Below are 12,523 nucleotides of genomic sequence, written 5' to 3' on the forward strand. Positions count from 1 at the left end.
ACGCAAATAAATGATAATAAAATATTTAAAAATTGTCAGAAAAATTAATTTGAAAGAATATAAAAATTTAAAATAAAAATAAATGAAAAAATATAATAAATAATAACGAAAAATAAAAATAAATATTGACTAAAATGAAAATTAATGATAACATATAAAAAAAGAACGAGACGGAAGGAGCGGAGCAACAGAATTGTTGAATACAAGAGAAAAGGAGGTTGAAAAAGTGGCTGAGGATTATTTGCTGGAAGTCAGGGATGTTACAAAACGATTTGGAAATGTAACAGCGCTGGACAAGGTCCGGTTTGATGTGAAGAAAGCGGAGATCCATGTACTGTGCGGCGAAAACGGCGCGGGGAAATCTACTTTGATGAATGTCCTGGGCGGGATCTACCCGAAGGGGACCTATGAAGGGGAATTCCTGTTTGAAGGGAATGTATGTCATTTCCGCGATATTAAGGACAGTGAAGCAAAGGGCATCGCTTTCATTCACCAGGAACTTGCGCTGATTCCTTCGTTATCGATCGCCGAAAATATTTTTATGGGAAATGAGCAGGGCAGAAACGGGATCATAAACTGGGATACCACAAGGCAGGAAGCAGTAAAGCTTATGGAAGAGGTGGGTCTTAAAGAAAATCCGGAGCGCCTGATCCGTGATATCGGCGTAGGACGGCAGCAGCTGGTGGAGATCTGCAAGGCTCTGTCCAAGAAGGCAAAGCTTCTGATCCTGGACGAACCTACGTCTGCGCTGAACGAGGAAGAGAGCGACGCGCTTCTTAACCTGCTTGTGGAATTCAAGAAACAGGGACTGACCTCGATCCTGATCACACACAAGCTGCATGAGATCACAAAGGTCGCGGACCGGATTACGATCATCCGCGACGGGAAGACGATAGAGACTCTTGAAGTGGTGGACAACAATATTTCTGAGGACCGGATCATCAAGGGCATGGTAGGACGGGAGATGTCCAACCGGTTCCCGTCCCGGGAAAAACATATCGGAGATATGAAATTTGAAGTGAAAGACTGGAACGTGTTTGATCCGCTGAACGATTCCAAACAGATCATCCACAACGTGAATTTCCATGTCAACAAAGGAGAGGTCCTCGGGATCGCCGGACTGATGGGCGCCGGGAGGACAGAGCTGGCCATGAGCATTTTCGGGCACAGCTACGGGAAGAAGATCAGTGGAAAGCTCTATAAAGACGGGAAAGAGATCACCCTGAAGAGCGTAGCTTCTGCGGTAAAGCAGGGAGTCGGATACGTGTCGGAGGACCGCAGGGTCTATGGCATGATCGGGATCCAGTCCATTAAGAATAACATGACGCTCCCGAACCTCTCAAAGTTTGTGTCCGGACTCAGCATCAATGAGAATGAGGAGATCAAAGAGGCAAACAAATATAAGGACAAGCTGCACATTAAAGCAAGAAGCGTAGATCAGGCTATCGACAAGCTTTCAGGCGGGAATGCCCAGAAGGTCATCTTCAGCAAGTGGGTCATGTCAGGGGCGGACGTACTTTTCCTGGACGAGCCCACCCGGGGGATCGATGTCATGGCGAAATATGAGATCTATGAGATCATCAATGAGATCGTAAGCGAAGGGTGTTCTGTCGTGCTGATCTCTTCCGATATGACAGAGCTGATCGGCATGTGTGACCGGATCTATGTCATGAGCGGGGGACGGATGGTAGGCGAGTTGTTTGACGATGAGATCGAGCAGGAAAAGATCATGGCGTGCATTTTGAAGGCAGAGGAGGTTAGTTGATATGCAGGCAAAGAAAAAGATCAATATCAATATGAGAGATTACGGGATGTTCATTGCCCTTATCTTTATCATCGTGTTATTTCAGATACTTACAAACGGAAATATGCTCCTGCCCATGAACATTTCAGGGCTGATCCTGCAGAACAGCTATCTGATCTGTATTTCAGTGGGTATGTTCTTCTGTATCCTGACCGGAAATGTGGACCTGGCAGTAGGGTCCTCCCTGGGATTCTGCAGCGCGGTAGGGGGCTGGCTCATCGTACACCACGGCGTCAATATGTGGCTGGGCATCCTTCTGGTGCTCCTGGTGGGGCTTGCCATCGGATCCTTCCAGGGCTTCTTCATCGCAAAGCTGAAGGTGCCTCCGTTTATCGCTACACTTGCCGGTATGCTTGTATTTCAGGGCGGAGCGCTCTGCATCCTGCAGGGCCATTCCATCTCCCCGTTCCCGCCGGCATTCCAGTTTATCGCGTCAGGGTATGTGCTGGAGGATGTGGAAGTAGGAGGGATGAACCTGTTTGCACTGCTCTTCGGGCTTCTGTTCTGCGCGCTGGTGATCTATTCTGAGTGGAGCCAGATCAGAAAGGATAAGAAGTACGGATTTGAGAAGACAAACATTGGGGTTTCTGTGGTCAAAGTGATCCTGTTCTGCGCAGGTATCCTGTTTATTACAGTGAAGCTGGCCAATGCCAGAGGAATCCCGGTTGTCCTCTTAATCCTGAGTGTGATTATTGCCGCCTATCATTTCATCGCCTCAAAGACAGTACTTGGAAGGCATGTATACGCGTTGGGAGGCAACGCCAAAGCGGCGGCACTCTCCGGAGTAAAGGTGGACAAGATGATGTTTATTGTGTACGCCAACTGCGGATTTATGGCGGCGCTGGGAGGTATTCTTGTGGCAGCCCGGCTGAACGCGGCATCCACTACCGCCGGGAGCGGAAATGAACTTGACGCTATTGCGTCCTGCTACATAGGCGGGTGCGCAGCGGCCGGAGGAGAAGGAAAAATATTAGGCGTAGTTGTCGGAGCTCTGGTCATGGGTGTCCTCAACAATGGTATGTCGATGATGGGGATCGGCACGGATATCCAGAAGATCGTAAAAGGTCTGATCCTGCTTCTGGCGGTTACGTTTGATATATATTCAAAATCTAAATCATCATCGAATTAAAGGAGGTAAAAAATGAAAAAGAAACTGCTTGCACTTTTATGTGCCGGAACAATGCTTGCAGCGCTCCTCGCAGGGTGTGGGAACAAGGCAGGAACCGACGGAGAAGAAGCTTCCGGCGGAGACGGCGACCGCCCGGTGATCGGAATATCCATGTCGACACAGACGCAGGCGCGTCAGCTCAAAGATGTAGAGTACCTGACAAAAGAGCTGGATGCCCTCGGCTATGATGTGACCGTACAGTATGCGGAAATGAAGCCGGTGGATCAGGCCGCACAGATCGATAATATGGTGGCCAGCGGCTGCGCGGGGATCATTATTTCCGCCTGGGACGCGGAGTCTCTTTCCACAAATGTGGACAATGCGGCGGCCATGGACATCCCGGTCCTGTGCTACGATATGTTGATTTCAAATACGGAAAATGTAGATTATTACGTTACAGACAACCTGTATGACTGCGGAAAACTTCAGGGTGAGTATGTGATCTCTGCGCTGGGGCTTGACGCGGGCGAGACAGGACCGTTCAACATCGAGATCTTCTCCGGGGATCCGGCTGACAGTAATGCGCCGTATTTCTACAACGGAGCCTACGATGCGCTGAAACCGTACCTTGACGATGGATCACTGGTAGTACAGAGCGGCCAGGTGGACCGGACCGTGACAGCCATAGAAGGCTGGAAGGGTCTGAAGGCCCAGGAAAGGATGGACACGATCCTTTCCGCGAACTACGGGGACAAACGTGTGGACGCGGTGCTGTGCAACAACGACGCGCTGGCGCTGGGCGTGCTGGCATCTCTTGAGAACGCGGGTTACGGGACAGAAGAACTGCCATACCCGGTGATCACAGGAATGGACTGTGATATTGCCAACATCAAAGCAATCATTGCCGGAAAGATCAGTATGACGGTATTTAAGGATAACAGGCTCATCGCCGCGAAAGCAGCAGAAGTCATGGACTGTATGATCAAAGGTGAGACGCCGGAGGCGGGAGACGCTTACGAGACTACCTTCAACAACGGAGTGAAAGATGTAACTGCGTTCCTGATCGCTCCGGAAGTGATCGATGCGAACAATTATCAGGAAGTCCTGTTTGACAGCGGATACTATACCGAAGACATGCTCGACGAATAATTAATAAACTGTACGGAAGGATGGAAATGATGAGTGCACTCATGGATCGCTTTGCGGCGATGAATATGGTCTACCAGAAATATTCTCTGGATTACTTTTTTGAATCCATGAAGCGCCTGGATGTAAAAAACTTTGAACTGTGGACAGGCAGCCCCCATCTGTTCTGTATGACGCCGTCTCTGGCGGATGTCAGCGCCATCAGAAAAAAAGTGAAAGAATACGGGATGCACATTGTCTGTGTCACACCGGAGCAGGTGATGTACCCGTACAATATCGCAAGTCCGGATGCGCAGTTCCGCCGTGAAAGTATCGAGTATTTTATCCGGTACATACACAATACGGCAGAGCTCGGCGCGGATAAACTGTTATGCTGCGCGGGCTGGGGAAATTACGATGAGGATAAAGAGGAAGCGTGGAAACGTTCCGTGGAGAGCCTTCAGATCATGACGGCATGCGCGGAGAACGAGGGCGTCAGGCTGGCGTTTGAAATCCTGGGGCCGCAGGAAAGCAACCTGGTACATGACTTTGAGGGCACCAGAAGGATGATGTCGGAAATCCGGTCAGAGAATTTCACGCTTTGTGTCGATACAGTACCGGTCCGTGTGGAAGGGAGAAGACTGGAAGACTATTTTGAAGAATTTGGCAGCAGGATCTCCCATTTCCATCTGACGGACGGGACCCCGGCAGGGCATGTACCCTGCGGGACCGGAGAACATCCGGTATCGGAATATCTGGATGTTCTGCAGCGGTACGGCTACAGTGGGTATATCACCCTGGAAATCGGGGATACCGGCTGCTGCATAGATCCGGAGAAGGCAACACGTACCGGGTTTGAAACAGTGAGAAATCTATGCAGATAAACAGCAGCGCGCCGCACTGCAGGTCCTCACCGGCGGCGCGCTGTGAATGAAGAAAATGAGGGAGCAGTAATGGACTATGATATTTTAACAGTTGGATTTCCCATGGTGGAGATCATGAGAAAGCAGCGGGGCGTGACTTTTCGGGAAACAGCAGATTTTATCGGCCCATATCCCAGTGCCGACACCTGCATCGTCCTGGATGTAGCATCCAGGCTGGGTAAGAAATGCTGTCTGCTCGGAGTGGCCGGGGCAGACGTGTTCGGCGATCTGGTCCTGGAAAGGCTCGAAGCAGACGGGACAGATGTCTCGTCTGTACGGAGAGTGAAAGGATACCCGACGGCTGTTGTTTTTGTCAGGTACGAGCAGAACGGAAAAAGAGAATATCTGGATCTGGCAGCCCACTCTGCCTGCACGCAGCTTATGTCAGAAGATATTGTGGAAGAAAAGGTAAAGAGCGCAAAATGGATCCATTTCAGTGGCGAGGTGCTGGGACTGTGTATGGAAGGCGAGGCAAGAGAGGCCGTGCTGCGGATGCTGGAACTGATTCCTGAGAGTAGCCGGGTGAGCCTGGATCCTAATTTTACTGGAACGGCGTCTGACGTATATCAGGTGCTGAAACCCTTTATAGACCGGGCGGATCTGATCTTGCCCAGCGAAGGGGAGGCAGCGGTGATGCTCGGAAGCGGATCGGATGAAGAGGCCTGCATGAGTCTTGCCGACAGGGGGAAGATCGTCGCGTTGAAGAGAGGATCTGAAGGCTGCGAAATCTTTTTCGGGAAAGAGCGCATAAAAGTGCCGTCATACCAGGTGGAGGAGATCGATCCGACAGGGTGCGGCGATTCCTTCTGCGCGGGCTTCCTCTGTGGACTGATCGACGGGATGCCAGTGGAAAAGGCGGCCGATTTTGCCAATGCCGCAGGCGCTCTGCAGGCTTCCGGTTTCGGCCCCATGGAAGGGATACATAGTCTGAAAGAATTGAAAGATTTCATGAAAAATAAGGAGGAACTATGGTAATAGACGTACATTATCATCCGGCGTTTTTTGAAGAGGTGTGCGGAAGCGAAGAGCTTGCTGAAAAGAGAAGGGACAGCATGGCGTATTACAAGACTCCGAGGGCTTCGGTCGAAAGGATCTTTGAGCGCATGACTTCATCGGGTGTCGACAGGTGTTTCCTGCTTCCCCATGATTATTCTTCCGAGGACGGGGACCGGATTTCCAATGAGGAAGTGTCTGCTCTTGTAAATCTTGGAAATGGAAGGTTTTATGGCTTTGCGTCAGTGGATCCAAACCTGGAGGACGCGGCCGCGCAGGTAGAGCACGCATTTCGGGATCTGCGGCTGTCCGGACTGAAGCTTCATCCGTCCAGGCAGAAATTTTACCCGGCAGATCCTAAAATGTATCCCATCTATGAGGTGTGCCGGAAATACAATAAGCCGATCATGTTCCATGCCGGTTTTACATGGCAGCCGGGAACGCTGGCAAAGTATTCTCATCCGCTGAATTTTGAGCAGGTTGCCATGGATTTCCCGGATCTGAGAATGTGCCTTGCGCATATGGGTTTTCCGTGGATCAAAGAGACGGCGATGCTGCTGCTGAAATATCCAAACCTGTACGCCGATACAGCTGTCCTGTATTTTGACAGCGCATATGAATTTTATGATTTTATGTTCAAGCAGGAAATGCCGCTTACATGGCTGGACCGGAGCATCCGGCACCAGGTGATGTTCGGGTCGAACATGCCCAGGTTTGAGGAAATGCGGATGCTTACCGCGCTAAGACGGCTGGGACTCCGGGAAGAGACCGTTTCCCTGATAACAGAGCACAACGCGAAAGTTTTCCTGGGAGAGGAGGAACAGCCATGGTTAGGATAGACCATTTTGTATTACATACTGTAAAGTACCAGGATTTTATCAATATTACAGAACAGATCGAGAATATCGTAGAAGGATCGGGGGTTCGCGAGGGGATAGCCTTTGTGATAACAGAACACACGACGACAGGGATCACAGTAAATGAGGCCCTGGAATGCCTCCAGAGCGATATGCATGAAATGTTTTCACGCATGCTGCCTGAAGACGCGCCGTATGCGCATGGGAGGATGCTGCATTCTTACGGAACGACAGCTGGAAATCCCACCGGGCATCTTCGGGCGATGCTGACCGGGAACCACAGTGTATTTCCGGTACAGGACGGCCGGCTGGTGCGGGGCGGAGCCCAGGAAATCTTTTTCTGTGAATACGACGGCGCTCAGAGCCGCACGGTTTATGTCGTAACAATGGGTGAGAAATAAAAAAAGAAAAGAGGCAGTCAAAATGAAGGAGTACAGAAAAGAAATTTTAACAACTGACGACATCGCGTACATGATGGATCCGAGTGTTCTGAAACTGGACACCACGCTGGAGGATGTGGAGGCAATGGTAGAGCTCTGTAAGAAATACGGATGCGGTTCCTGTTTCTGCTGGCCCTGCTATTATCCTCAGCTTGTAGAGCTTCTGAAGGGAACGAACACAAAATTCGGGACCTCCCTCGCATTTCCCAGCGGACAGGAAGCAACGTCCACAAAGGTTGCGATGGCAGAGTATTTTATGACAATGGATCCCGCAGAAAATGATATGGTCATGAATGTGGGCTGGCTGAAATCAGGCCGCTATGACCTGGTGCTCCAGGACATTCAGGCAGTGCGGGAAGCGACAAAGGGAACTTCCCTGAAGGTCATTATCGAGGCGATGCTGCTCACAGATGACGAGATCCGCAAGGCGTGCGAGCTGGTCATCGAGGGCGGCGCGGACTATGTGAAGACCGGAACCGGTTTTTCACAGGCTCCGTCTACAGTCCACCACGTAAAGGTAATAAAAGATGAGGTGGGCGACCGCATCAAGATCAAAGTAGCGGGCGGCGTGCGCAATCTGGACACGCTCCTGAAGATGTACAAGATGGGGGCGTGCCGGTTCGGGATCGGATGCGGCTCTGCCGAGCGGATTCTGAAAGAGGCGGAAGACCGGGGCGGAAAATTCGACCTGAAGGATGTAGTGATAGAGGAAAGTGAACTGTAAAAGGATCAGACAAGGTAGCAATAAAAATTTAAAAATAAATATTTCAATCACAGGAGGATGAAACATGTTTAACTTTGATGTGCCACGTTACGAGAAGGTAGTAAATGACGCGATCGCCCTCAGGCCGCAGATCGAGAAAGCAGTAGACGAGATCTGTGCCCAGGGTTATTCCAACATCTTTTTCATTGGGTGCGGCGGGACATACGCTCATTCACTTCCTATGAAGTACTGGTTTGACACTACCTCGGATATTGACACCTATTCCGTGATCGCGGCGGAGTTCCTTGCTTCCGGACACAGGAAATTCTCAAAGGATTCCGTGTGTGTCTTCTCCACAAGGAGCGGAAACACAAAGGAGATCGTTGCGGCGATCAAGTACTGCCATGAGGCAGGAGCTCGCACGATGGTCTATGTGTCCAATGACAACACGCCGGCCTGCGAGTACGCGGATTACAAGTTTTTCAGCTTCGCGGAGGACGACTGCCTGTGCGAGGCGATCTATACATACATGATCACGCTGCTGGCCAGATTTAAAAAGAATGCCGGTGAACTTAACAGCTATGATGAATTTATGGATCAGTATGGAGCGATCACGCCGTATCTTCTCAAGGCGAAGGAGCAGGTAGAAGACAAATGTGCGAAGATGGCTGCCGAGCACAAGGATACAGACTATCACATGGTGATCGGATCCGGAATGCTTTGGGGCGAAGCATATGATTATGCGATGTGCATCCTGGAGGAGATGCAGTGGATCAAGACAAAGTCCATCCACGCGGCAGAATTTTTCCATGGCACTCTGGAGCTGGTAGAGGAAGATACCAGCCTGATCCTGTTCTACGGCGAAGACAAGACCCGGCCGTTGATGGACCGTGTTATGAACTTCAGTAAGAATATCACAAAGGTGATCAATGTATTCGACACCCAAGAGGTGGAGCTTCCGTTTACAGACGCAGAGTACCGCAAGATCGTGTCCCCGATGATCATCTACGCCATGACAGAACGGCTGAGCTGTCATCTTGAGAAAGAGAGAAACCATCCTCTGACGACAAGAAGATACTACCGCCAGATGGAATACTAAAATTTCAAATAGGCAGGATAGAAAATCCCCGGGAGCATGCGGTGTCTCCCGGGGATTACTTAATTCATCAAGCATGACATTTATCCTGTGAGCGTAATCAGCAATATTTACTTTGCCTTGATATTGAAACAAAACAGGATATTTTTTCGACTGCCGGATATCTGGAATGGTTTCATCCGTTTCCCTTAGTTAAAGATATTGTTGAGTATCTTAAGATGTGTCTGCCGATAAAGCGGTAGAAGATTTCTACCTCCTGTTCCCGGCTTCCGTCCTCACTTTTGACCGCTTCATGGACAAGGATTTTTTCAATCAGCATATTCAGAAGTGCAGCCGTCATTCTGTTTTCAAGGTGCTGTCCATCGATGAACTACCTTAAGTCTACACGAAAAAATGTAATCTCCGGAATTTTGCGAGAATTGCATTTTGATGAAGTCTACACTTTGGAAATTACATTTTTGCAATCATGCTGTATAATGGAAGTATGCGGAGGAGGTGCGTATCTATGGCTTTACCCGGAACACCCGGACAGCGGATTTCCGATTTATGCAACGGGAACCATACCACACAAAAGGAACTTGCGGAGAAAATCGGCGTTTCTGCTTCCCAGTTGAGCCGCATTGTCAGCGGCGAAACGAGAACGGTCAGCAGTGATATTCTCATAGGTGTGGCAAAGGAATTTATGGTATCGACAGACTACATACTGGGCTTGTCCACCGTGAGTGTCCGTAAAAGCTACGATATTTCTGAATTAGGCTTGTCCGAGGGAGCCGTGAAAGGGCTTGTAACGGGTGCTGTTGATGTGCAAATCCTCAACCGCCTGTTGGAACACAGGAATTTTCCTAAGCTGATAGATTTGATACGGATTTATTTTCAGGATACGGCGGCAAAGGGGATAATGGCACGAAACCAGCTTGTCGAGATAGCAACGGCTTCCCTGTCCGACCTGATGAAAGAACACCCGGAACACCGGGCGGAAGAAAAGCAGGATTTACAGCTTTTGAACGCCCAGAAGATGGGGGAACATGAAGCGGAGATTGAGAAAATCAAAAATGTATTCCTTGCAATCCTGCGGGACATTAAGAAAGACATTGACAACGGGGAACAGCCGGGAGAAGCTGTGACCGCCGCGATGTTCCAAGCCATGCGGGACGCTCTGGCGGAGCAAAAGCAAAACCCGCTTTCCATTGACGATGTAGCGGCGATGGTTGCCGGACAGATCGGACAACTTGCGCCAATGAATAAAGAAATCGTTGAACTGTTCCAGCAGTTTGCGAAAAAGATGATTGAGCAGGTGGGAAAAGAAACTGATTGAGATGAAATTTGCTGTGTCATAGGTAAAAAAGGATAAATTTTTGTTTATGGAGGTGTCTTATTGAAACATACTATTGGCTGTTCCACTATATGGACTGTTATGATTTTATTCATCCTTGTTTTAGTACCGTGTACAGCTTTCGCATATAATATGCCGGATTTTGATACAATTAACGAACAGCTCGAAGCAGATGTCGAGGCGTGTCATATTCCAGGAATGGCAGTGATTGTGGTCAATAAAGATGAAGTATTATTTGCCGAAGCTCATGGTAATTGCGAGAGTATTGATACGCCCTTTATCATAGGCTCTATGAGCAAATCTTTTACGGCATTGGCAATCATGCAGCTTGTTGAGCAAGGCAAGATTGATTTGGACACACCAATTTCAGACTACATTGATGTGTCACTATATCTAAAGAACTCTTTGGATGGCAACAGGATTACAGTTAGACAGTTGCTTAATCATACAAGTGGGCTTGGTACTTACCAAAGATTTGGGTCCGCACAAATTACCGACAGCTATGGTAAATATGAATATGCAAATGTAAATTACGGTTTGCTCGGAAAGATTATAGAATCAGTAAGTGGTAAAAGTTATTCAGATTATGTAGAGCAGTATATCTTTTCTCCACTTGACATGGAGCATTCATCAGCTACATTCGATAACAGTAAGGCTGACGGGCTTATTGCCGGATATAGAAATTATTTCGGCATACCTATCGCAGGAGAACCCGACTATCCCGATGACCGTTCATGGTCAACCGTCCCTGCTGGATACATAAGTTCTTGTGCCTCGGACATGGGAAATTATTTGCAGATGTATCTGAATAACGGTAGCGGCATTATCAGCCAGGACAGCCTTGATACTATGTTTTATGATAATGTGCCGCAAGATGAAAACAATCTGTATTTCTATGGAATGGGTTGGGTCTTATCCAATGACTTTGATGAACCAGTTCTCAATCATGCTGGATTAGTCGAAAATTACACATCTAATATGTTTATTTTTCCTGAAAGCGGAATTGGTATCGCAGTTTTGGTGAATATGAACGACTATCTTGTGGGAAACAATCTAATTAACAATATTATTATGCATCTTCTTGGAGAAGAAATGACAGAAGTTTCAGGTAATCTTTACGTTAATTACCACATGCTGCTCAATCTGTGCTATCTTTTGGTAATATTAATTGCTGTATTCCCGATACTCTTTATTAGGAGATGGAGAAAAAAGAACCATACAAAGGAACAAATTGTTATAGATATTTTTACACATGTCATTTTGCCTATAATCCTATTACTTTTGCCCTATTTAGTGGGGGTTCCTCTTTGGGTGGTGTGGTACTTTGTGAAAGATCTGTTCTTTGTTTTAGTTGTAAGTGCGTTCTTGTTGCTCAGCACTGGGATATATAAAGCTTTTGTAGTATTGGGATCGAAAAGTACTGAAGATTAATTTGAAGGATAATATCAAAGCTAATCAGTGCTGTCATTTCATATAAATGCGCCGCTATTGACAGTCCCATCCGTCTTTGCTAAAGGGCAATCAAGGCGGGAAAGCAAAAATGTCTTTCCACCCATTTCAAATTTGAGAGAAAAACGCTCCAAAATCAGAAAGAGAGCGGCCAAGCAATTTGAGGGATTGGTTGCCTTGTCCACCCATTCAGCGGTACGGCGTGAGCGGGCAGGGCCAGGACGGCCGTGACTTTCTGGGGATTTTATACGGACTGGGCGCGGCTGTATTTTACGCGGTGGTGATCCTGATGAATAAATTTATCAAAACCACAGTGGGGATACACCGGACATTTCTGCAATTTATTGCGTCTGTCGTGATCCTGGAGCCCTATGTGGCGTGTACAGGAGGAATGAGCCTGGGCAGGCTGGATATGACGGGATGGATCTGCCTGCTGACGGTAGGACTGATACATACAGGAGTTACCTACTGTATGTACTTTTCTGCACTGAAGGATCTTCCCGGCCAGGAAGCGGCGATCCTGAGCTATATCGATCCTCTGACGGCGGTACTTGTATCAGCAGTGTTCCTGGGAGAACAAATGACGCTCCGGCAGCTGGCGGGAGGATTGATAATCCTCGGTTTTACGCTCTGGAACGAGAAAGATTCCGGGAGGAAAGAAAAAGCAGAGAGCCGGGATCCGGAATAGTGAA

At 48.4% G+C, this 12,523-nt stretch carries 12 protein-coding genes and 1 pseudogene; 12 read left to right on the forward strand and 1 reads right to left on the reverse strand.

Features of this window, described 5'->3' with window-relative positions:
* Positions 1–196: 196 nt before the first annotated feature.
* The 9 genes from BQ7367_RS04945 to BQ7367_RS04985 all read left to right on the forward strand — a co-directional run bounded on the left by BQ7367_RS04945 (position 197) and on the right by BQ7367_RS04985 (position 9,052).
* Positions 197–1,765: a sugar ABC transporter ATP-binding protein gene (locus BQ7367_RS04945; RefSeq protein WP_235837555.1), complete on the forward strand. Its 1,569-nt coding sequence runs from the start codon at positions 197–199 to the stop codon at positions 1,763–1,765.
* A gap of 1 nt (position 1,766) precedes the next feature.
* Positions 1,767–2,933: a multiple monosaccharide ABC transporter permease gene (gene mmsB, locus BQ7367_RS04950; protein ID WP_072524458.1), complete on the forward strand. Its 1,167-nt coding sequence runs from the start codon at positions 1,767–1,769 to the stop codon at positions 2,931–2,933.
* A gap of 12 nt (positions 2,934–2,945) precedes the next feature.
* Complete coding sequence (locus tag BQ7367_RS04955) at positions 2,946–4,061, forward strand: substrate-binding domain-containing protein (RefSeq protein WP_072524459.1); 1,116 nt, start codon at positions 2,946–2,948, stop codon at positions 4,059–4,061.
* A 26-nt stretch (positions 4,062–4,087) separates the two neighbouring features.
* Complete coding sequence (locus BQ7367_RS04960) at positions 4,088–4,921, forward strand: sugar phosphate isomerase/epimerase family protein (RefSeq protein ID WP_207647042.1); 834 nt, start codon at positions 4,088–4,090, stop codon at positions 4,919–4,921.
* Positions 4,922–4,963: 42 nt separating this feature from the next.
* Complete coding sequence (locus tag BQ7367_RS04965) at positions 4,964–5,935, forward strand: sugar kinase (protein WP_143142961.1); 972 nt, start codon at positions 4,964–4,966, stop codon at positions 5,933–5,935.
* Positions 5,929–6,792, forward strand: coding sequence for an amidohydrolase family protein (locus tag BQ7367_RS04970; protein WP_072524461.1), 864 nt, complete (start codon positions 5,929–5,931; stop codon positions 6,790–6,792). The genes BQ7367_RS04965 and BQ7367_RS04970 overlap by 7 nt, the downstream gene beginning before the upstream one ends.
* Entirely contained in the window at positions 6,780–7,211 is a 432-nt protein-coding gene (locus tag BQ7367_RS04975) for a secondary thiamine-phosphate synthase enzyme YjbQ (protein ID WP_072524462.1), read from the forward strand. Before BQ7367_RS04970 ends, BQ7367_RS04975 begins: the two co-directional genes overlap by 13 nt.
* Positions 7,212–7,233: 22 nt before the next feature.
* Positions 7,234–7,974, forward strand: a complete 741-nt coding sequence (gene deoC, locus BQ7367_RS04980) for a deoxyribose-phosphate aldolase (RefSeq protein WP_072524463.1) — start codon at positions 7,234–7,236, stop codon at positions 7,972–7,974.
* A gap of 64 nt (positions 7,975–8,038) precedes the next feature.
* A complete protein-coding gene (locus BQ7367_RS04985) occupies positions 8,039–9,052 on the forward strand; it encodes an SIS domain-containing protein (protein ID WP_072524464.1) in 1,014 nt (337 codons plus the stop codon).
* Between the two features lie 172 nt (positions 9,053–9,224).
* Here the strand turns inward: BQ7367_RS04985 and BQ7367_RS04990 are convergent.
* Positions 9,225–9,389: pseudogene (locus BQ7367_RS04990) on the reverse strand (DUF4368 domain-containing protein); the annotation flags it as partial.
* Between the two features lie 165 nt (positions 9,390–9,554).
* Here BQ7367_RS04990 and BQ7367_RS04995 point away from each other — a divergent pair.
* From BQ7367_RS04995 to BQ7367_RS05005, 3 genes are all read left to right on the forward strand, one after another.
* The gene (locus BQ7367_RS04995; protein ID WP_072524465.1) at positions 9,555–10,364 is read left to right on the forward strand and encodes a helix-turn-helix domain-containing protein; all 810 of its coding nucleotides are present in this window, start codon (positions 9,555–9,557) and stop codon (positions 10,362–10,364) included.
* A 60-nt stretch (positions 10,365–10,424) separates the two neighbouring features.
* Positions 10,425–11,813 (forward strand): serine hydrolase domain-containing protein, encoded by a 1,389-nt coding sequence (locus BQ7367_RS05000; RefSeq protein WP_235837556.1) that lies wholly within the window; start codon positions 10,425–10,427, stop codon positions 11,811–11,813.
* 220 nt (positions 11,814–12,033) lie between these two features.
* Positions 12,034–12,519, forward strand: a complete 486-nt coding sequence (locus tag BQ7367_RS05005; protein WP_072524466.1) for a DMT family transporter — start codon at positions 12,034–12,036, stop codon at positions 12,517–12,519.
* The last annotated feature ends 4 nt before the right edge of the window (positions 12,520–12,523 follow it).

This window comes from Clostridium sp. Marseille-P3244, from assembly GCF_900120155.1.
Taxonomy (GTDB): domain Bacteria; phylum Bacillota; class Clostridia; order Lachnospirales; family Lachnospiraceae; genus Mediterraneibacter.